The sequence below is a fragment of the Pseudomonas sp. MIL9 genome, from assembly GCF_016887925.1.
Lineage (GTDB): Bacteria > Pseudomonadota > Gammaproteobacteria > Pseudomonadales > Pseudomonadaceae > Aquipseudomonas > Aquipseudomonas mohnii.
This window is the reverse complement of record NZ_JAFEHE010000004.1, coordinates 98,360-118,436: the sequence shown is the minus strand read 5'-3', so window position 1 is coordinate 118,436 and position 20,077 is coordinate 98,360. Positions and strand designations below refer to the sequence as shown.

19 protein-coding genes and 2 pseudogenes are annotated in these 20,077 nt (G+C 56.4%); 9 read left to right on the top strand and 12 right to left on the bottom strand.

Annotation, left to right across the window (positions count from 1 at the left end):
• Positions 1–11: 11 nt before the first annotated feature.
• From JQF37_RS05040 to flgB, 7 genes are all read right to left on the bottom strand, one after another.
• Entirely contained in the window at positions 12–692 is a 681-nt protein-coding gene (locus JQF37_RS05040) for a flagellar basal body L-ring protein FlgH (protein WP_130203878.1), read from the bottom strand.
• 23 nt (positions 693–715) lie between these two features.
• The gene (gene flgG, locus JQF37_RS05035) at positions 716–1,498 is read right to left on the bottom strand and encodes a flagellar basal-body rod protein FlgG (RefSeq protein ID WP_130203879.1); all 783 of its coding nucleotides are present in this window, start codon (positions 1,496–1,498) and stop codon (positions 716–718) included.
• A 31-nt stretch (positions 1,499–1,529) separates the two neighbouring features.
• A complete protein-coding gene (locus JQF37_RS05030) occupies positions 1,530–2,285 on the bottom strand; it encodes a flagellar basal body rod protein FlgF (protein ID WP_130203880.1) in 756 nt (251 codons plus the stop codon).
• A gap of 3 nt (positions 2,286–2,288) precedes the next feature.
• A complete protein-coding gene (flgE, locus tag JQF37_RS05025; protein ID WP_130203881.1) occupies positions 2,289–3,437 on the bottom strand; it encodes a flagellar hook protein FlgE in 1,149 nt (382 codons plus the stop codon).
• An 87-nt stretch (positions 3,438–3,524) separates the two neighbouring features.
• On the bottom strand, positions 3,525–4,166 hold the full coding sequence (locus JQF37_RS05020) for a flagellar hook assembly protein FlgD (RefSeq protein ID WP_239142509.1): 642 nt from the start codon (positions 4,164–4,166) through the stop codon (positions 3,525–3,527).
• Positions 4,167–4,205: 39 nt separating this feature from the next.
• Positions 4,206–4,613 (bottom strand): flagellar basal body rod protein FlgC, encoded by a 408-nt coding sequence (gene flgC / locus JQF37_RS05015; RefSeq protein ID WP_130203883.1) that lies wholly within the window; start codon positions 4,611–4,613, stop codon positions 4,206–4,208.
• A 16-nt stretch (positions 4,614–4,629) separates the two neighbouring features.
• Positions 4,630–5,043: a flagellar basal body rod protein FlgB gene (gene flgB, locus JQF37_RS05010; RefSeq protein WP_130203884.1), complete on the bottom strand. Its 414-nt coding sequence runs from the start codon at positions 5,041–5,043 to the stop codon at positions 4,630–4,632.
• 210 nt (positions 5,044–5,253) lie between these two features.
• On the opposite strand from flgB, the gene flgA reads away from it, so the two are divergent.
• The 3 genes from flgA (at position 5,254) to JQF37_RS04995 (ending at position 6,755) form a co-directional block, all read left to right on the top strand.
• Positions 5,254–5,901: a flagellar basal body P-ring formation chaperone FlgA gene (flgA, locus tag JQF37_RS05005; protein ID WP_223272611.1), complete on the top strand. Its 648-nt coding sequence runs from the start codon at positions 5,254–5,256 to the stop codon at positions 5,899–5,901.
• Between the two features lie 86 nt (positions 5,902–5,987).
• Positions 5,988–6,284: a flagellar biosynthesis anti-sigma factor FlgM gene (locus tag JQF37_RS05000; protein ID WP_130203886.1), complete on the top strand. Its 297-nt coding sequence runs from the start codon at positions 5,988–5,990 to the stop codon at positions 6,282–6,284.
• 39 nt (positions 6,285–6,323) lie between these two features.
• Positions 6,324–6,755, top strand: a complete 432-nt coding sequence (locus tag JQF37_RS04995) for a flagellar protein FlgN (protein WP_130203887.1) — start codon at positions 6,324–6,326, stop codon at positions 6,753–6,755.
• A gap of 31 nt (positions 6,756–6,786) precedes the next feature.
• Here JQF37_RS04995 and JQF37_RS04990 read toward each other — a convergent pair whose 3' ends face one another.
• From JQF37_RS04990 to JQF37_RS04980, 3 genes are all read right to left on the bottom strand, one after another.
• Positions 6,787–7,320 carry a cobalamin B12-binding domain-containing protein gene (locus tag JQF37_RS04990; protein WP_223272612.1) on the bottom strand — a complete coding sequence of 178 codons (534 nt, stop codon included), beginning with the start codon at positions 7,318–7,320 and terminating at the stop codon, positions 6,787–6,789.
• 25 nt (positions 7,321–7,345) lie between these two features.
• Entirely contained in the window at positions 7,346–8,251 is a 906-nt protein-coding gene (locus JQF37_RS04985) for a DMT family transporter (RefSeq protein WP_130203888.1), read from the bottom strand.
• 103 nt (positions 8,252–8,354) lie between these two features.
• Positions 8,355–9,128 carry an AraC family transcriptional regulator gene (locus tag JQF37_RS04980; protein ID WP_130203889.1) on the bottom strand — a complete coding sequence of 258 codons (774 nt, stop codon included), beginning with the start codon at positions 9,126–9,128 and terminating at the stop codon, positions 8,355–8,357.
• 209 nt (positions 9,129–9,337) lie between these two features.
• On the opposite strand from JQF37_RS04980, the pseudogene JQF37_RS04975 reads away from it, so the two are divergent.
• From JQF37_RS04975 to JQF37_RS04960, 4 genes and pseudogenes are all read left to right on the top strand, one after another.
• Positions 9,338–10,025 (top strand): annotated as a pseudogene (locus JQF37_RS04975) (IS5 family transposase).
• A gap of 347 nt (positions 10,026–10,372) precedes the next feature.
• The gene (locus tag JQF37_RS04970; protein WP_130203890.1) at positions 10,373–11,005 is read left to right on the top strand and encodes a LysE family transporter; all 633 of its coding nucleotides are present in this window, start codon (positions 10,373–10,375) and stop codon (positions 11,003–11,005) included.
• 278 nt (positions 11,006–11,283) lie between these two features.
• Positions 11,284–11,724, top strand: coding sequence for an Lrp/AsnC family transcriptional regulator (locus JQF37_RS04965; RefSeq protein WP_130203891.1), 441 nt, complete (start codon positions 11,284–11,286; stop codon positions 11,722–11,724).
• A 479-nt stretch (positions 11,725–12,203) separates the two neighbouring features.
• Entirely contained in the window at positions 12,204–13,337 is a 1,134-nt protein-coding gene (locus JQF37_RS04960; protein ID WP_223272613.1) for an MFS transporter, read from the top strand.
• Between the two features lie 99 nt (positions 13,338–13,436).
• Here the strand turns inward: JQF37_RS04960 and JQF37_RS04955 are convergent, their stop codons facing one another.
• On the bottom strand, positions 13,437–14,360 hold the full coding sequence (locus JQF37_RS04955) for a LysR family transcriptional regulator (protein ID WP_204149558.1): 924 nt from the start codon (positions 14,358–14,360) through the stop codon (positions 13,437–13,439).
• 143 nt (positions 14,361–14,503) lie between these two features.
• Between JQF37_RS04955 and JQF37_RS04950 the strand changes: the two genes are divergently transcribed.
• Positions 14,504–16,069 (top strand): MFS transporter, encoded by a 1,566-nt coding sequence (locus JQF37_RS04950; RefSeq protein WP_130203893.1) that lies wholly within the window; start codon positions 14,504–14,506, stop codon positions 16,067–16,069.
• Positions 16,070–16,141: 72 nt separating this feature from the next.
• On the opposite strand, the pseudogene JQF37_RS31295 reads toward JQF37_RS04950, so the two are convergent.
• Positions 16,142–16,318, bottom strand: a pseudogene (locus JQF37_RS31295) (Arm DNA-binding domain-containing protein); the annotation flags it as partial.
• A gap of 1,072 nt (positions 16,319–17,390) precedes the next feature.
• Here JQF37_RS31295 and JQF37_RS04945 point away from each other — a divergent pair.
• Positions 17,391–19,439: a hypothetical protein gene (locus JQF37_RS04945; RefSeq protein WP_204149557.1), complete on the top strand. Its 2,049-nt coding sequence runs from the start codon at positions 17,391–17,393 to the stop codon at positions 19,437–19,439.
• The last annotated feature ends 638 nt before the right edge of the window (positions 19,440–20,077 follow it).

Genomic DNA, 20,077 nt, shown 5'->3' with positions numbered 1-20,077 from the left:
GGTTCCCGTACTCAGAAAGGAGACACATTAAGGAGGATGCGATGGAGCCAGCCCATGCGCTGTGCTTCGTTGATGTAGCCATCACCGACGTACTCGATCCGGGCCTGTGAGACCTGGATCGACGACACCGTGTTTTCTCCGGTGATGGTTCTGGGATTGACCACGCCAGAGAAACGTATGAATTCGGTGCCCTGGTTGATTGCAATCTGCTTGTCGCCGCGCACCCGCAGGTTGCCATTGGGCATCACCTGCATGACCGTCACGGAAATTGTGCCGGTGAAGGAATTTCTCGCCTGGGAGCCGCCGCCGCCACTGAAGTCGTGGGTCGTCGAGGCATCCAGCCCAAAATTGTCGACCTGGGACGCACGACTGGAGGTGGTCGCCAGACTCAACCCCATGGAGCCGGCACGGTTGGCGTTGGAGGAAGAGGTCTTGCTGGCACTGACTTGTTCTTCCAGTTCGATGGTCAGCGTGTCGCCGACCATCCGCGGACGCCGATCCTCGAACAGGGGCTGCGATCCACGGCTGCTCTGGTAGATCGAGCCGTTGGCCAGGCGAGCCGGCAGGGCCGGCACCTGCATATCCTCGTCAGGCACGACGGGCTTGTGGGGCAGTTGATCGCAGCCTGCGGTCGCCAGCATGCCGGCCAGTGCCACGGACAGCGGCCATGCCGATGAGGGCTTGTGAGCCATTTTGTGTGTCTCGAACATAGCGGTCAGAGCTGGGTCAGACGCTGAAGCATTTCGTCCGAGCTCTCGACCGCCTTACTGTTGATTTCGTAAGCGCGCTGGGTCTGGATCATGCTTACCATTTCCTCCACCACGTTGACGTTGGAGGTTTCGACGTAACCCTGGGACAGCGTTCCGCCGCCGTTGAGGCCCGGTGTGGTTTCGGTCGGAGAGCCCGAGGCGTCAGTTTCCAGGTAGAGGTTCTGACCGATGCTTTGCAGGCCTGCCGGGTTGATGAACAGCGCCAGGTTCAGTTGGCCAACCTGGGTCGAAGTGGCGCTACTGGGCTGGGTCACCGAAACGATGCCGTCGGTACTGATCGAGATGGCCGTGGCGTTGGCCGGAATGGTGACCCCTGCCGATAGCTTGTAGCCGTTGGAAGTGACCATCTCGCCGTTCGAGTCGAGCTGGAAGCTGCCGTCACGGGTATAGGCGGTGGTGCCGTCCGGCATGTCCACCTGGAAAAAACCCAGGCCATTGATCGCCAGATCCTTGGAGTTGCTGGTCTCTTCCAGATTGCCTTGGGTATGCAGGCGTTCAGTGGCGACTTCACGCACCCCTGTGCCGACCTGCAAGCCAGATGGCAGTCGGGTATCGGTGCTGCTTTGCGCGCCCGGCTGGCGCACGTTCTGATACACCAGATCTTCAAATACCGCCCGCGACCGTTTGAAGCCATTGGTGCTGACGTTGGCCAGGTTGTTGGCAATCACGTCCATTTGGCCCTGCTGGGCTTCCAGGCCGGTTTTGGCCGTCCACAGTGATCTGATCATCGATCGGTTCCTTATTCATTCAACCGTGAGGTCAGCCCTGCAGGGAGAGCAGGCTATTGGCGGTCTTGGCGTTTTCGTCGGCGGTACTGATGGCTTTCATCTGCATGTCATAGCGTCGCGAGTTGTCGATCATCGCGACCATGGCGTTGGTCGGGCTGACGTTGCTGCCCTCCAGTGCTCCGGGTGTCACCCGCATGTTTTCGTCGGCAGGCAGTGGCTGCACGGTGCCGCTGGCATTGGGCTGTGGCCGGAATAGCCCGTCGGTGCCGGCCTGCAGCGTGCCGGGCAAGGCCGACACCATCTTCAGTCGACCGACCGGACTCAGGCCACGGGGCTCCATGCCCAGTTCACGGACGCTGATCGTGCCATCGCTGCCCAACGTGACTTCGCTGCCCAGCGGCACGGTGATCGGTCCCCCGTCACCGATGACCGGGCGCCCACCCACGGTCATTGCGCCGGTGCCATCGACCTGCAAATCACCTCGCCGGGTATAGGCCTCTTTGCCGTCTGCGGTCTGCACCGCCAACATGCCGTTTTCGCCGAGCGCGACATCCAGCGCCCGGTCGGTATGGGTGATCGGCCCTTCGGTCCAGTCGACACCCACGCCGTTGGCTGCGACCGAAACCCGTGTGGGCAAGCCCTCGCCCATGACTGGCGAGGACTGCATTTCGACCAGTTGCGAACGAAAGCCCGGAGTCACGATGTTGGCCAGGTTGTTGGCTACGACGGCTTGCTGCTCGAGCGCCTGATTGGCCCCGCTCATCGCCGTGAAAAGCATGCGGTCCATGGGTTAAGAACCGATGTTTACGGCTTGCTGAAGCACTTCGCTTTGCGCCGTCACCGACTTGGCATTCGCCTGGAAGTTGCGCTGGGCAATGATCAGGTTCACCAGTTCGGAGGTCAGGTCGACGTTGGAGTCCTCGGTCGTGCCACTCAGGATCGAGCCCAGAGAACCGCTGCTGGCAACACCCAGTAAGGCCTGGCCGGATTCGGAGGTGGCAAGCCAGGTGTTGTCACCGTTGGATTTCAGGCCGTTTTCATTGCTGAACGTGGCCAGCTGAATCTGGTCGATGCTCTGCGTCTGGTCGTTGGAATAGGTGGCAATGACCGTTCCGGTATCGTCGATGGTGAAACTCACCAGGCTGCCCGAGGTGTAGCCATTCTGAGAAATGTCGGACACCTCGGAGTCGTTACCGAACTGTGTCGTGCCCGTCAGATCCAATGCGATGGTCATGTCCGCGGCACCGTTGTCAGGGTCATAGGTGTAGGTGCCGGTCTCTCCGCTGGTGATCAGGCCGCTGGAGCTGAACGCCACGGTCTGCGTCTCGGTCAGCAGGTTGCCATCGATCGCGGTATGGACATCCCAGGTGTTCTCGGCGGTTTTGCTGAAATACAGCGTGCTGGTGTGGCTGGTGCCCAGGGAGTCGTAGAGGGTCGCGGTCGTTGAGTAGGAGTAAGTCGAGGAGTCCGTCTGGTCGAAGGTATCGGTAATGATGTCTTCACTGGCGTCCAGGTTCAGCTCGGCATCCAGATCGGTGCTGGCGCTGGCTTGCATGCCCGTGGTCGGGATCTGGATGACCCCCTTGGCCCCCAGCAATTTGTCGCCTGCGGCGTTTTCCAGATAACCATCGGCAGTCAGGGTCAACTGGCCGTTACGCGAGTACACGGTTTGCGTGCCGTCGGTGAACGTGAAGAAACCCTCACCGTTGATGGCGAGATCCAGCTCGTTATCGGTCGTCGTCAGACTGCCGGATGCGAAGTTCTGAACCACGCCGGAAACCGAGGTGCCCAACCCGACATCCGCATCGGCATACACGTCGGCGAACTGAGTCGTCGAGCTTTTGAAACCCACGGTCTGGGAGTTGGAAATGTTGTTGCTGACGACGTTGAGGTCGGTGGAAGCAGCAGCCAGACCACTAAGCGCTTGGGAAAAAGCCATGGTATTTCTCCTGGAATGCGAACGATGACTGAGCAGTCTTGGTGACTGCGAAGGATTGCCGGGTGTGAGTGGATGGTGCGTTTGCGGTCAAAGCACCAGGCTGATATCGCTTAGCCCGACGTTTTCGTTGACCCCCCCCAGATCCAGCGCGACTTCGTTGCTGCTGTCGGTGGTCACGCCGGTTACCAGTGCGTATTTCAGCGCTGTGGTTGTGACGGCTGCGTCGTCGGCGGTGGCGGCCACAGAGAAGGTGTAAGCGCCATCGGCTGCGGTCGTGCCGTCGTCCTGTAAACCATCCCAGGACAAGGCTTGGGTCCCGGCGCTCATGTCGCCTTCATCCAGGGTGCGAACCACCGTGCCGCTGCTGTCTTTGATGGTGACGGTGACGCTGTCTGCATCACTGGCCAGGGTGACGCCGAAGGTGGTGGCTGCACCGCTGGCGACCTGGATGGTGTTGCCGTCGACCAATACGCCGTTGCCGACCAGCGCCGAGGCTTGCAGGGTCTCGCTGGCGCTGATCTGGCTGGAGATGCCTTCCAGCGTGGTGGTCACATCCTCGATGCTGCTGATGGTGCTGATCTGTGCCAACTGCGTGACCATTTCGCTGTTGTCCATCGGATCGGTCGGATCCTGGTTCTGCAGTTCGGTCGTCAGTAGCGTCAGAAACTGATCTTGCAGTTCATCCGATGCCGAAGCGGTGCTTTCAGCGGTGGTAGTGCTGCTGTTCATGGTCGAAAGGACCGAGCTGGAAATCGTGCTAGCCATCGTTTACGCCTCACCTAAAGTCAACGTTTTCAGCATCATTTCTTTGCTGGTGGACATGACTTCGACGTTGGCCTGGTAGGAGCGCGAAGCGGAGATCATGTTGACCATTTCGCCCACGGGCTCGACGTTGGGCATGGTCACGTAGCCATCCTCGTTGGCCAGCGGGTCACCGGGCCGGTATTCCTGACGCATGGGAGAACCGTCTTCGACCACTTGGCTGACCCGTACCCCCCCAATGCGGCTGCCGCTCGGGTATTGCGACTCGAAGACCACCTGCCGTGCGCGATAGGCCTCGTTATCCGGGCCACTGGTGGTGTCGGCATTGGCCAGGTTACTGGCGGTTACGTTCATGCGCTGGGACTGGGCGCTGAGCGCGGAACCGGCGATATCGAAAATGCTGAACATCGACATAGTGTTTTTCCCTGCGTTATTCGGACTGCATGGCTGTCTTGAGCGACTGCAACCGGTTGCTCAGAAACGTCAGACTCGCCTGATACCGGACGGCGTTATCGGTGAACTGCGCACGCTCGCGATCCATGTCCACGGTGTTGCCATCGAGGCTCGGTTGGTCTGGCACGCGATAGAGCAGGGCACGGTTCGACAGGCTGTCGGAGGCAGCGTGAAGATGGCGATCCGAGGTGGTCGCCAGCGTCATGCCGCGCTCGTTGCCACGCCCGTTCTGCAGGGAGCTGGCCAGTTCGGCGGAGAAATCAAAGTCACGCGCCCGGAAGTTGGGGGTGTCGGCGTTGGCAATGTTGTTGGCCAATACCTGCTGGCGCTCAGCCCGCAAGCTCATTGCGTCCTGCTGGAAGCGCAGCTCGTTGTCGAGCTTGTCGATCATGTCTGCGGACCTGTGCTTCAAATAATTGAACGGCTCGCAGATTAGTCCCAAGGTCGTCGAGGCAAAGGCCGAAACAGGCCGCTATTTGGCGACCAATTCTGGCCTTGCCTCGTCGCCGGGGAGCCTAAAATTCACCGCTGGCTATCTCTGAGGATTGGCTCGATGACAGGGTTTTTCCGGCATCATTCGCGGTTCGGCGGATGGGCTCTGATGTGCTTGCTGCAGAGCGGCATCGCCGTGGCTCAGCCGGATGTGCTGCAAGATAAGGTGCGTCATTTGATTGCGTTGCGATTGCCGCCTCGCATCCAACAGTTGCAGATCGACATCGGTCAGCCGGCCGCACGGATATCGGCGTGCGAAAGTCCTCAGCCGTATCTGGTGCATCCTGAACAGAACGCGTTCGGCCGCGTGGCGGTAGGCGTGCGTTGTGAGGGTGAGGAGGGGGTGGCTGGCTATCTGCAGGTCAGCGTGGGTGTTGTCGGTGATTATGTGGTCAGTCGTCAGAGGATTGCGGCGGGTGACGTCATCAAAGCCAGCATGCTGGAAATCAAGCGTGGGCCATTGGGGCGTTTGCCCAAAGGCAGCGTACTCAAGCCAGAGCAAGTCATTGGTCGTCAGGCCAGCCGCAGTTTCAGCCGGGGCGCGGCCTTGGCGCTGAACAATTTCCGCGAGCGTTGGCTGGTGGAGCGCAATCAGCGGGTCATGCTACAGGCTCAAGGTGAGGGCTTCACGATCAGTCGCGATGGCAAGGCGCTGGACAATGGCAGCCTGGGGAGCAGTGTCCGGGTGTTGAGCAGTGACGGCAAGTTGCTGAACGCGCAAGTCGTTGGCCAGAATGAATTGTTACTGCGTTATTAATTTTTTTGTCGAATTCCGATCACTGGTCAAAGTTTGCCTTTTCGATTGCCGATAGTGACCCAACAACAGCCAATGAAGCCTCTAACGTGAAAATCATAAGCGCTAACCTGACCAATACCCTTCCGCCAACTGACAGCAAAGTGGCCGGCACCAGTTCGCAGCGAATCGAGCTGCAGACGCTGGAAACGACGTTCGATGATGGCGCGCAGGTCTCAAGCATCGGCGCCATTGCGGATATTGAAAGTGCATCGGATGTTGATATGGAAAAAGTCGCAGCCTTGCGTCAGTCCATCGATAGCGGCACCTTTCAGATCAGCTCGGAATCCATCTATGAAGGTTTGGTGTCGAGTGTCCGAGAAACCCTCGGCAGCGACTCGGAATGAGCGATACGAAAGGCCGAAACCGATGAGCTTCAGATACCTATGAGCCTGACTAAACATTTGGAGTTGCAGCAGCAGGCCATCGTGCAGTTGGTCGAACTCTTGGAGCGGGAGCGTCGGGCCCTGGCTCAGGCCAGGGTTGACGGCGAAAAGCTGAGAGAGCTGACAGCGTGCAAACAGGCGGCGTTGCAGAAGCTGGAACAGTTGGAGGCGATCCGTTACGGAGCGCAGTTGAAGCTCGGCTATGGCCCTGGTCGCAAAGGGGCGCTCAAAGCGGCTCAAGACGCCGATTGCCTGGCGACCTGGCGGCAGTTGCAGGCGTTGGCGCTTCGGGCCAGGGAGATCAATGCCTCGAACGGAGGGGTGCTCAGCCAGCGCATGGCATGTAACCAGCGCATCCTCAGCTTTTTCAACAGTATCGTCGGCAACAAATTGTACGGCCCGGACGGTCGGACTCAGCGCAGCGACGCTTGAACGGTCATGATCATTCAAGGCGGTGGTGCCTTCAGAGCCATGAATCAGAGCTGATAAGCCCCCATGCATTGCCCCATTGCACGGTGTAGTGGCATTGGATGCCGACAATATCGGGCTGCGCGGTTTCGATGATCTCGCGCATCTGCGTATCGGTCAGGCCGTAGCGAATCAAATGCCCTTGGTCGACCTTGACCAGACTGTGTTCCTGGGACCAGCCGGCAAAGGGCGAATCGACAATCTGCACGTCATAACCGGCACGTCGGGCCACCGTGGCAATTCGCAACAGGCCGATAGGCGTACCGGCACGTTTCATGACTTTGAAAGTGTCAATCCCGATGCGGGCAAATGCGCTGTCGTGTGGCATGGGCTCGATCAGGCGTGTGTATGGCGGGACGAACAGCAAGACACGCGGCGCCTCGCCATTGGCGCGACGGCGGATGCCGATACGGCTGTTCAGCAACGATGGCTGTCCGAGATGACTGAGTACGGGCCGCGTGGGAGCGACCGAAAAACTCGGCCCGTTGCTCTCGATCCTCATGGTTCCCTGCGACGCTATCAAGTTCATTTTCCTGTCTCCTTAATGTTCGAGATCACCGTGAGGTATTGCGTGAGCGTGAAGTGGCAATGACAGCCCCCGTAATGATCAGCACCGCAGGAATCATCAGGATCGGCTTGGCGTCGCTTTGCCCCACCGCAATCAGCAGCAGCGTGGAGAACAGCGGCGCCAGATAAGACAGGGCGCCAAGCATCGCCAGATTTCCGTGCTTGGTCGCGTGATCCCAGGCGAAAAAAGCCAGACCTACCGGGCCCAGCCCCAGGGCAATGATTGCCGCCCACTGGCCCGTGTCAGGCCGCACCGTGGTTTCGAAAGCCAAGTGGCAGAGCAATCCGGCCACTGCCACCTGGCCGCAAATGCCACCGATGATGCTGCTCGGTACATCGCTGAAACGCCGGTTGACGACCGAATAGATCGACCAGACCCAAGCACAGGCAAAGGCTGCGGCGTAACCGATGATCGGCATCGACGTGCTTTCACTCTGGGCCCGCTGCTGCATGATGAAAGCCGTCCCGGCAAGGCCGAGCAAGGCGCCCAGCAGTTGGCGCTTGCGCAATGACTCGCCGGTAGCAAAACTCGACAGCAGAACGATCAGCAGCGGCCATAGGTAGGCAATAAGGCTGGCTTCAGCCGCAGGCGCGGCCTTCAGGGCAAAGAAATACAAGGCGTGATAGACGAAGATGCCGACAAAACCCGTTGCCCACACATACCAAGGCTGGCGCCAGCTGCTGAACCCTGCAGCGCCGCGCAGGCCTAGCATGCACAAGCTGGACAAGAACGCGACCGCGAAGCTTGAAGCCAGCAACTGAAAGGCCGGGATCCCGGCGGTCAAGGTCGTCAGCAGCGCCAGGCACGCCCACAAAAACACGGCAATCACCCCGATCAGGGTGGCACTTGCGGCGGTCTTGGCGATGGTGTTTGATGCGTTGGAAGTGCTCATGCAAGCCCCGTCTGCGGATAATCCTCAAGCGGGAACAATAGAAAGGTTGCGAGAGCGAGTATTGATCAAGCCCGCCAAAGAATTGTTCGGGACTGCTATTTTTTCAGTGGTCTCGCACTCGTTTACGCACAAGGGCCGGAGTCAGATTGCGGGCTTTCTTCAGGGCATGGGTTAACGCACTCTGGTCGGCGTAACCGGCGCGATGCGCAATATCAATGATCGACAAAGGCGTTTGGCGCAGCAGGTCGATGGCCAGATTCAGGCGCAAGTTCGCTATATGAGAAAACGGGGTTGTTTTCAGGTGCTGCCCAAATAGCACATACAAGCGCCGCTCGCTGGTGCCCGCATTACGGGAGATGTCACGCACGGTCATTGGCGTACTCAGGTGCTGCTCAATATAGGCCAACGCCCTCGCGAGGATGAGCTGCCCAAGGTCGTTCGGCGCAATGTCGGGCTTTAGTAAAGAGCAGAGCAGCAACCGACTCCATGACTCGGCCATCGCGGGTGAACTGATCAAGCGTGCTCCGTTGCAGCTTGCGTAATCGAGCAAATGACGGATATCGGGCCTGACTGCAAAAAAGCGTGTGTCATTGAGTGGATCGAGTAACGCGGGGCTTTTCTGCTCCTCGGCACGGTGGGTCAACACGTCCAGCACCAGAAAACTGTTATAGGTGTTGGCAAGGAACGTATGTCGAGCGCCGGCGGCGATCACCACACCCTGACTCGCATCGACTTGACCACCTTGTCCGTCGACCTCAATTTCCATTGAGCCGGACTGAGGAAGGACTATTTGATGGAAGTCATGTTCGTGAAGCTCTACCTCACCTGAATAAGAGCGCAACGCCAGGGAAAACGATTGGGGGTCGGTAGCGCTCATCCATGACTCTCCTCGTGACGAGGCACTTATCCTACGATACCGGTCCACCCTGGGCCAGTCCGTTCCCAGTGGTAATTGCCGCCGGTTACTTATCGTTGAACTCTAATTCGCGGTTGGCGATCAACACCGCCGAAGAACCCACAGAAACTCTGAAAAAGACTTCCTGATTTGGCAACGTCACTGAACACCAGTCACCGAGTTTTTCAATGATGAAACAGATTACTGTCGCCGACGCGGAGTACGCCGGCAAGCGTAAGCAGACCTGCAAGGAATTGTTCCTGATCGAGATGGATCAAGTGGTGCCCTGGAAGGGTTTGATCGTGCTGATCGAACCGCACTGTCCAAAGGGTGAAGGCAATCGTGCGGCCTATAAAAACAAGGACGGAATACGCGACCCGGAAATGCATCAGGCCAAGAAAGGCAACCAATACTATTTCGGTGCCAAGGCCCACATCGGTCTCGACGACGAGTCAGGCCAGGTCCATAGCGTGGTGGTCGCGGCGGCCAATGCTGCGGACGTCACTCAGCTCGACAAACTGCTGCGTGGCGAGGAAAACGTAGTCTGCGCCGACGCGGGTTATACAGGCGTCGAGAAGCGCGCAGAGCACGCTGGGCGCGAGGTTATTTGGCAGGTTGCGGTCCGGCGCAGCACGTACAAAAAGCACGGAAAACGCAGTGCTTTGTACAAAGCGATCCGCAAGATCGAGAAGGCCAAGTCTCAGGTTCGCGCCAAGGTCAAGCATCCGTTATCGGGTGATAAAGCGCCAGTTTGGTTATGAAAAAGTACGTTTTCGGGGTTTGGCGAAGAACACTGTGCAGATGGTGACGTTGTTCGCACTGTCGAACCGGCTGAAAACTGAAGAAGATCGATCAATGTTCGACGTTTACCGTTTTTGAAAAGTGCTGGCGGCTCGATAGCCGGAAAATATCCGGCTCCTTCAGACCATCCCAGGCAGTGTTTATCCAGCCGAGGGAGCTCCAAGAATAGATACACCGATCTTAAGTTCTTTTTTGACACTCTCGTCGAGGGGGCGGCAGATCTATCGCGGCGGGGGCGTCAATTGAATCCCGATAAGTGAGTGATTTCGCTATTTGCTAACAGGTTTTCATTCTTGCCTTATTAAATAAGGTTGAATCTGGGTGTTGCCTTAAAAATATATGCTCGTTAATTTTAAAACCTGAATATTTAATTTATCGAGGAACGCCCCTGCATCTAATCTATAAGCTCAATTATGGAGGGGCTTATGTTGATCTTTATGAAATCAATGGTTGTCGGGCTGTGCATAGCAGCCCCAGTCGGCCCAATAGGCCTTTTATGTATACAGCGGAGCCTTATGCGAGGCTGGAGGTCAGGTTTTGCAACAGGATTAGGGGCCGCAACCGCCGACGCAATGTACGGGTTTATAGGCGCCCTAGGAATCACAGCAATCATCACAACGCTGATTACCTTTAAACCATGGTTATGCATTTTTGGAGGGCTCTTTCTTGCGTACATTGGCTATCAGACGATAAAGTCGAAAGAGACTACAGCCACCTTGGCAGGCGAGAGGGCCGGTATGATGAAGGCCTATTCGACAACACTGCTTTTGACATTATCAAACCCAATGACCATTTTACCGTTCATCGCGATATTCGCTTCAATGAGTGATGGCATGGCAAGCGATCAAGGCAGCCAACACTTAGTGTGGCCGATGGTGGCCGGTATATTTTTGGGGTCCGCATTTTGGTGGCTTGGATTAAGCGGTTTTTCCTCCGCATTCAAGACCCGGATATCCAAGTCGAAGCTCAAACTAATAAACTACGTTTCCGGCTCCGTTATAACTGTCCTTGGTGTGTATCAAGTGATAGTCGGTATCATGCTTGCCGCATTAGTATAAGTTTTGCGTGAGGTTTCCGTAGTTTTCCTTGAAATCATCCATGATCTCGGTAGTCACTAAGGACGAGTCGGGGGTATATTTTATTGATATATGCTCGCTTTGTGAGGTGGGTCTGGATGTACTGTGCTCAAGCAGTAACGCTGTTTATGGTCTGTTTTTTGTATGCGGAACTTTATGGGCTGAAATAGGAGGGCGCTTACTGCTTTTTGATGCATTATTTTTTAGTTGATGATATATGGCTTTCATTAGAGTACTCACCTTTTTCAGGGAGCGCCTTCATGGATCGTATAGACATAAAAATCTTGAGCGTGGTGCAAGATTCGGGGCGAATCTCCATTACCGAATTGTCAAAACACGTGGGTCTTTCCATCCCAGCCACAACGGACCGGCTGCGGAAGCTCGAAGATGCCGGAGTCATTTCTGGCTATGGTGCTCAGGTTGATCCGGCGAAGCTCGGGTTTGGCATATCGGCTGTTGTCGGCATGACTACCTTTAAACCATCAAAAACTAAGCTGATCGCAACCCTCAACGACATACCTGAAGTCGTTGAGTGCCTACATGTCACAGGTGATGACTCGTACCTTATCAGGATCTATGCCAGGTCGATGGCAGACCTTGAAAGCATTATCGGGAAGGTTAATAACTATGGCGAAACACGCACCAGCATCGTCTTATCGGTTCCAATCGAAAGAAGGAAACTGGTACTTTTCGACAAATAGAAGCCGGACTCAGAGGAGGCATCCGCGTCGGAATGAGTGAAAAAATGAGTCTATTGGTGTAATTACTCACACGAACACGCCCTGCATGTGCGTGCAGGTAAGATTACCCGTCCCGGTTAGCAACCAGCGCGATGACAATTCCCTTCGTACTGCGTATTAAGATCCCTTATCCGGCAACCCAGGATCCAGCCTACGAAAAGGACTGAGCTCGGCCATGTCCGATATCGCAGCGGACCCGAAGCCAACTATTGGACCTGGGCCGAGTCAAGGACACGCTGGGCATGGAGCGGGTGGTGGGCATGAACAGCTGGCTCGCCGCGTATGATGTGTCCGTGGATATCTAACGTAGAAGGTGTCGACCCCCCCGTGCAGCGCCGGCGACGCGAGTGGGTTCACGATGACTCAGCAGTGGACAGGGATGGACATTACCGATGGTCAGCTCAGCCTTGCGGATATGGTGTGCAGTCAGTGTGCTGTGTATGGCCTCGTTCACGATGGTGACGTCCGAGTTCGCCCCCATTGGTTTGTTGTCGCAGATATCATCCGACCTGGGTCAAACCCCGTCTACCGTCGGACTGACGGTGACGTTGTACGCATGGATCGGGGCTGCCAGCGGCTTGTTATCCAACTGGCTGAACCGCTGGATTCCCCGCAAGACGCTGCTGATAGCGTTGATGCTGATACTGGCCGTATCCAACGGCCTGGCGGCGTTATCCCCCGAATTTTCGACGCTGCTCGGCGCCCGCGCCGTCGGCGCATTGGCCCATGGCGTGTTCTGGGCAATCGTGGCCGCCACTGCCGCACATATTGTGCCTGTGCATCGCATGGGGCTAGCCACCTCGATCGTGTTGGGCGGCATAACGATCGCCACGGTCATGGGCGTTCCGTTGATCAATCTGGTGGGCCAATACGATGGCTGGCGCACGGCCTTTGTTTGCCTGGCGTTGATGTGTGTCGTCGGCGCCGGTGCGATAGCACTGGTGCTTCCCTCCACGCAGATTCCTTCGCTCACCAAGGGTATAGGGTTTGCAGCAGTACTGCGGCGTAAGGATCTGTTGATCACTTACGTCATCACCGGGCTGACAGCGGCTGCGCATTTTGGTGCCTACACTTTCGTCGAACCGTTTATTGGCCAAGTACCTGGGATTACGGCGTACTTGATTGCTGTCTTGCTGTTCGCTTTCGGGGCCGCAGGTTTCCTGGGCAATCTGCTGAGTGCGCTCTTTATTGATCGCTACTTGAGCGCTTTCATTCTGATAGCGTTGATTGCGATGGCATTGGCCTTGGTGACCTTGGGCATTTACGGTCCTCTTCTGGGGATCGCGCCGGTGGTTATCTTGCTGGTGATCTGGGGTGTGGCCATTTCCGCTTTGTTTACCGGCCTGCAGACCTGGGTCTTGAGGATTGCCGGTGATCACACCGTACCGGCCACGGCAATCCATACAGCTGTACTGAATAGCGCGATCGGGCTGGGTGTGATTATCGGCGGTGGGGCGCTGAATATGGCCGGGTTCAAGGGGGCGATGCTATCGGCCAGTGTGGTGATTGTCCCTGCCATCGTCCTGATGATTTCCGCAGGAGTTCGCGCTCGGGAAGACCCAGTCTTCTTGTGAAACAGGAGGACGTGAATTTCTTTGGCTAATACCTCGGTTGCAAAGGCTTAGGCGGGCAGATTGTCCGTCAAATAAGGACGGCGCGGTCGCGACAGTGCTTCATGGGCGCGTTGCATCTGGGCTATCTACGGAGGGAGTGGCAAATAGATGCTCGGCGGCAAAGTCCACGAATACGCGGATTTTCGGTGAAAGATGGCGACTGGACGGCCAAAATGCCCAGAACTGCCCTTGGTCTTCGCTGTGACCGTCGAGCACCGTTTCCAGGCGCCCTTGGGCGATAGCTTCGCGGGCCAGGAAGTCCGGGACAAATGCGATACCGTGCCCATCCACCACGGCCATCAGCATGGCTTCCATATTGTTCAATGTCAGAGCGGTTGGCAGGCGCAACTGCGTCAACTGGGGGGCCGAAGACATACTCCAGTCCATTATTTTACCCGTCGTGACAAATCGGTAACGCAAGCACTCGTGATGCTCGAGGTCACTGATAGTGACGGGCCGTCCCTTACGCCGCAGATAGTCAGGCGATGCGCACAGGACAAACTTAAAAGGCCCCAACTTTTGGGCCATCAGCTTGGAGTCGGCCTGGCCGCCGCTGCGAATTACTACGTCAAAGCCTTCATCGATCACATCCACCAACTGGTCGTTGAAGTCCAGTTCCAGCTCAATCTCCGGATAGGTTTTGCGGAACCGCGCCATATGGGGCAAGAGAAAGCGATAACCGATGGTGGGCAAGCTGACGCGTAACTTTCCACGGGGTTCCTGTGTGGCATGGGAAAGCATCGCCCGGGCATCTTGAAGATCGTCGAGGATCTTGCGGCAGCGTTCATAGAACAACTGTCCCTCCGCAGTCAAGCTGACTTTGCGGGTGCTGCGGTGCAATAACCGCACATTCAGCGAAGCCTCAAGTTTGGCGACGTTTTTGCCTACGGCCGAGGCAGAAATCCCCAACGCCTTGGCGGCGCTGATGAAACTGAGCGCTTCGGCGGTTTTTACGAATGAGATCATCCCACTAAGGCTGTCCACAACTCGATTACATCCTTTTGGTTCACTATAAGTGGAATAAAAGCCCGTTTATCTTCAATTGTATCCTAAATAGAGTGTACGAACGATCGCGCGCCTCGGCCTGGACAGCACGGATACTTCATGGATATGCAGGGAATCACCTAATGAACTCAGCTACCGAACCGCTGCCGGCCCATGGCCGGCACTCCATATTGGCTGCAATTTGCCTCGCCGCCTTGGTATTGCCCATGAGCTTTACCGGCGGGGCGGTGGCCACGCCGTTCATTGGTCAAACCTTTGATGCCCATCCCACGGAACTGGCCTGGATCACCAATGCCTTCATGCTTAGCTTCGGCAGCCTGCTGATGGCCGCCGGCACCCTCGCTGACCTCTACGGACGCAAGCGACTGTTCATGTGCGGCATGGCGTTGTTTGCACTGGTGTCGATCCTTTTGGCGGCGGTCCCCGATATTTTCTGGCTGGACCTGTTGCGTGGCGTGCAAGGCATTGCCGCGGCGGCAGCCCTGGCCAGCGGTTCGGCGGCACTGGCGCAGGAATTTGATGGGCATGCCAGAACTCGTGCTTTCAGCCTTCTGGGCACTACTTTCGGGGTTGGACTGGCCTTCGGTCCGTTGTTATCGGGGTTGCTGATCGAGTACTTGGGCTGGCGCGCAATTTTCCTTTTCACGGCCCTGCTCGCCATCCTTTCCTTGATATTTGCCCTGCCGAAAATGCGCGAAAGCCGCGACCCGCAAGCACAGCGTCTGGATACGCCCGGCGTGCTGACGTTTTCCGGCCTGCTGATCATGTTTACCACGGCGGTGATCCTGGCACCTGAGCAAGGCTGGGGCTCGCCGGTCATCCATGCACTGCTTGGAACGTCGGCGGTCTTTTTGCTGCTGTTTATCATTGTTGAGAATCGGGCAAAACATCCGATGCTGGAACTGGGGCTATTTTTGTTTCCGCGCTTTGTCGGTGTACAGATCCTGCCGATCGGCACCTGCTATTGCTACATCGTCTTGATCGTATTGCTGCCGTTTAGGTTTATCGGCGTAGAAGGGGCCAGTGCCTTTGAAGCGGGGCTGATGATGTTGGCACTCTCTGCCCCGATGCTGATTGTCCCGATCATTGCCGCGTCGCTGACTCGCTGGTTGTCGGCGGGCGTACTCTGCGCAATCGGCTTCGTGATCGCAGCGGCCGGGCTCTACTGGCTGAGTACGATCCCGGTCGGCACGCACGCGCAGATCATCGCGGCCATGCTGCTGACCGGTATCGGTACAGGACTGCCCTGGGGCTTGATGGATGGTTTGTCGATCAGCGTGATCCCCAAGGAACGGGCGGGGATGGCCGCTGGTATTTTCAACACGACGCGGGTGGCCAGCGAGGGTGTCGCCCTGGCGATCACTGTTGCGGTGCTGACGGCTCTGGTCGCACACCATCTGAGCATCAGTACCTCGGTCAAACTGTCCGCCGTTGACTATTCAACTATCGCGCAACGCCTGGTAATGGGTGATATCCAGCACGCGAGCACCGACGCCAGCCAAATCCCGTTGACGATGCTGCGCTCGGCCTATACCGCCGGGTTCAACACCTTGTTGCAACTGCTGGCGATGTTCACGCTGTTCACTGCCGCCGTGGTCTTTCTATTCCTGGGACGCCAAAGCGAAGTCTGCGTCGGTGCCGAATCCACGCCCGATGTCGCCCAACACACACACACTTTACGCCGCTGATTCTGGCGGGCATTGCCTTACTGTGCGGCTTGTCGGTGGCCAATGTCGACTTCAACCAGGCACTGCTGCCGGTCTTCGACGATGCATTGGCGCGGCACAAGGCTCGCGGTAATTGAAATTCCACATCATTGAGCCGCTTGCGCGTACTCGAAGCTGCAAGCCATCGCCGTCGCTGAGAACGAAGTCTTTACCAGTTGCCTTGACTGCCTCGAGCTGGCGATCGGAGAGGCGGGTTGCATTAGTAGGCATAGGGCTACTTCCAGCACCGTTTTGGTGTCCTGAAAAGAGCATTTGGTAGTCCGGGATACCAAAGCGCCTGGAATTCAGAAACCCTGCAAAGCCCCCAATAGCCCTAAAACTCCCCGTATTTACTGGATTTCAGGCACAAAAAAAGACGTCCGTGGACGTCTTTAGATGATCAATTGGTGGGCCGGGGACGTTTGAACTGGCCTGTAATGTCCCAGTAATCATTGGGCTTAACGTGCCTCTATGGCTAAAGGCATACACAGGGGCATACATGCTGCTGGTTGCTGTGCCGTGTCAGGCAAGAAAAATTACCAGTGATGAGGGTTGGTAAGGTCATAACCTCAAATTACATTCCAGCACGGATCGTGACGCGTAACGCTGGCGGTTGGAATCCTCGTTAAGCATCTGAACCGAAACGATTGCCGCGTCATGGCCTCCCTCTGATGGGGGAAAAGGACGCTTAACCAAACTTAACAGACGATGGACACTGGGCTAGGCCACTCTCGACCAATATATACGGGCTTTTAGCCCGTAATTTTGGCGCGTTTGTAGGTGGTTAAAATTAACAATTGCTTGCCTTTCGATTTTACTCAAACGTCGTGTGAACTGGAGGCTGTGATGACTGGGGTAAATGTGGCCGGATGAGCGTGGAATGGGTGGCGGGATGTTCATGGAATAGCTGACCGGATGGGCATGGAATCCACAAATCTGCTCTACAAACATTTCCCACACGGATTGGGAAAGTTGGAAGGCACATATGAAAACGGCGCATCGGATTATGCAGGGGAAGTGCCCCGCTCCGATAACGCCGTTGACGGAATACTTGACCTAGGGTCAAGCGCCGACACCGACACTGTAGCAGACGACCTGAGCATCATCCTCTCAGTTGCTCAGCTGGCTCTACACCCAGGGTGCCCGCAAAAAAACAAAGCCGCGTCAGCGCGACTAGATGGGGCTTTGATTCGAGGTGAAGCGCTCCGAGGTCTAGGGGGCTAAGTGACAACGAAACTTCAAGGATGGACAATGTGGGCCCTCCTTAGGTCATCGAGATGGACGCCGGCTCTGGCAAAAAAATATGGATATCCAGCAATTTATCGAGTTATGCGATCGCGTCAAAGCCCGTTCAGCCTCATTACCCAAATTGTCGAGCGAAGATGCCTATCAAGCGCTCAGCGAGGCTGCTGCAGGCTTCGAGAAGAAACTTCTCTCGACCGTCATTGCGCTGCGGAAGTACCTTGCCATTCGTCATGAGCGTGGCAACGCCAAGAGGGCCCCTTATCTCTCGATCCTAGCCGTCATTCGAGACGCGACCCGGGAAGAACGTCCAAGAGCACAAAACTCTGCTTTGGATTGGGAGCAGTTAGTCGAATTAGTCCTGTCAGCACAGGGTTCGCTTCATTGGTTTCGCCCAGGACAAACCGAGAAATTCTCCGATGAAGAGAATGCACTATCACAGGCTTGCTTGAAGCTTTCTCGCTTAGGGGTCGAGATCAGCGAAGAAAATTGCGAAGTCAGGATTTCTCAAGACTCTCACGCGCTCATCGAAACTGAAATCTCTCGATTGGCGAATGCCGTGGGAGGAGAAGGCATTCTGGAGAAGGTCTTCTCGAACCTAGAGTCGCTGTATCACCAGCCTTTTGGTCGATACTTATTCGGGCGCAAGGTTTCCACGGGCATAGCCAGAGTCTTTCCAGCGGTACCATGGGGCTATCTGATCGCTTTGGGCGTAAAGCACCTGCCAGCCCAAAAGGCCGCTAATAGTGAGCATGATTTCGAGCAGTTGGTTCACCTGATCAGAGACCTCATCACAGTATTTGAGATCCAGCCCTACAGCATCTGGAGTAACCTGCTGTTCGGACCTGACCGCCTTATGTCCCTGCTTCAGGAGACAGTCCTTTACGACAACCTAATTGCGGTGCAGCAGATCAGTGGTCGTCACGCCAAACTGATCCTCGGCTCGCTGACCAAACCATTCGTGAATGCCGGACACGTGAGCTATAGGGTACGGCTGAAGGATGCGACCAAGCTTGCCCTGGCTGCAATCGATCTCTCGCACACAAAGCGCCAAACATCGGTTACCGCCGATGATCTGGCTAAAGCCTCAGGTCTACGGAAGGACATAGTCGAAACCGCCTTGAGCGACGTGTTGGCTTTTGGTGAAGGGGTTTCGAATCGGACACTGTCCTTTCCGCCATCGAGCGCAGAGATTGACTCAAGCTTCAAACCATTGTTCAAGCGCGGCAAAAGTTACCGGTTGCTACCGCGCTCCCTGACGGCACTGGGTGCCATGAACGCTGTGCTAAACATGATCTCCAGACCTAACGATGTGTTTGATAAGGCACTCGACCAGAAGCTGGGAGAGATCCTGGAAGACTTTATTCGTACTCGAATCCGTGCGGCGGGCGTACCAGTACACACTGGCGATATTCAATCAGATAACCGCGAGCTTTTAGGCGAATGTGACGCGTTGATTGATACCCCAAAGGGGATATTCATATTCGAGGTCAAGAAAAAAGGGCTGACACGCAAGGCCATGGCGGGCCGCGGTGCAGACCTTCTCGTCGACCTAGCCCAGAGCCTGATGAAAGCACATGAACAGGCGTACAAGGCAGAAACTCATCTGGTCAAGCACGGAGAGATCACCCTCAAAGACAAGCAGGGTCAGGAAGGCACCGTGGCTCTTGATGGGAGAGAAATCGAGAAAGCGTCTATCTCGCTAACCGATTTCGGAGGTCTCCAGAGTCGATCTATCCTGCAGCGAATCCTCGATGCAGCAATCCGCATAGAGGTGAATGCGGACAATGAAAGAGACAATAAGCGACTCGAAGACTGGCGTAAAACTGTTGCTGCGCTACGTGGCTATGTCATTGAAGAGAAGCCTGACCGCCCGTTCTTCAACTCGATTTTTTTAAGCGTGCCTCAGATTCTCACGCTACTGGAGCGGATCGAGGATGCAAACGAATTCTTCGATGAAGTCACGCGTGGCAGGTCTGTGGTGTATGGCCTCCAAGATTTCTATAGCGAGTACGGCCAAGCGCTTAAATTGGCAGGCCTTGAAGCCGCTCAATCGCCCGCCTTACATCATAGGGGCGCGCAGCCGGAAGGCCTTAGCCTGAAGAACTAGGGCCCGCCGGTAACGAGATAACCATCATAAAAGCGATCGGTCGCGACGATGGATCGTCATAGCACTGACCGCTGGAACGACTCCCTGCGAAAGGGGGCGGGGCGCAGATGAACCAACACTCCTTCTGCTTACACAGAATTTAGTTGTGTTGCATCGACCGGTTGAATCCACAGCCAAAAGCAGACGTTCACGAGCAACTGTTTTCGGCCAATATCGGACGTTCGGTTTCGTCCGCTTACGACCCTTTAGGGCGTTCCTGATGCCTGTCCCGGATGTACACCCTAGGTTTGACTGCCGGCGCGGTGGCTTCGGCACCTCCTCGGCGGTACACTTTGCCGGCGCAACTCAGTGTTGCTGAACAAGCAATCGGGGTTCTACGACGCGCTTCAAGCCCACCATAAGGCTGCGAGGAGCCTGCCCCCCCCTGCTTCTCGCCGAGATATATGGCACAGCTACAAGCGTTCGGAAGCTAATGGCCCCATCTAAGAACACATCGAAGCCGAAAGCGCCTTGCAGCGGCAGCGCGAAACGCTCATCCGCGACCCTACGGTCGACGAGCGGCGCCGGGTTCGAGTTCGAAGACCTGATAAGCGCTTGGCAGTTAGTGAAGGCCCTGTCAGGTGAGCAGGCACCGGGTA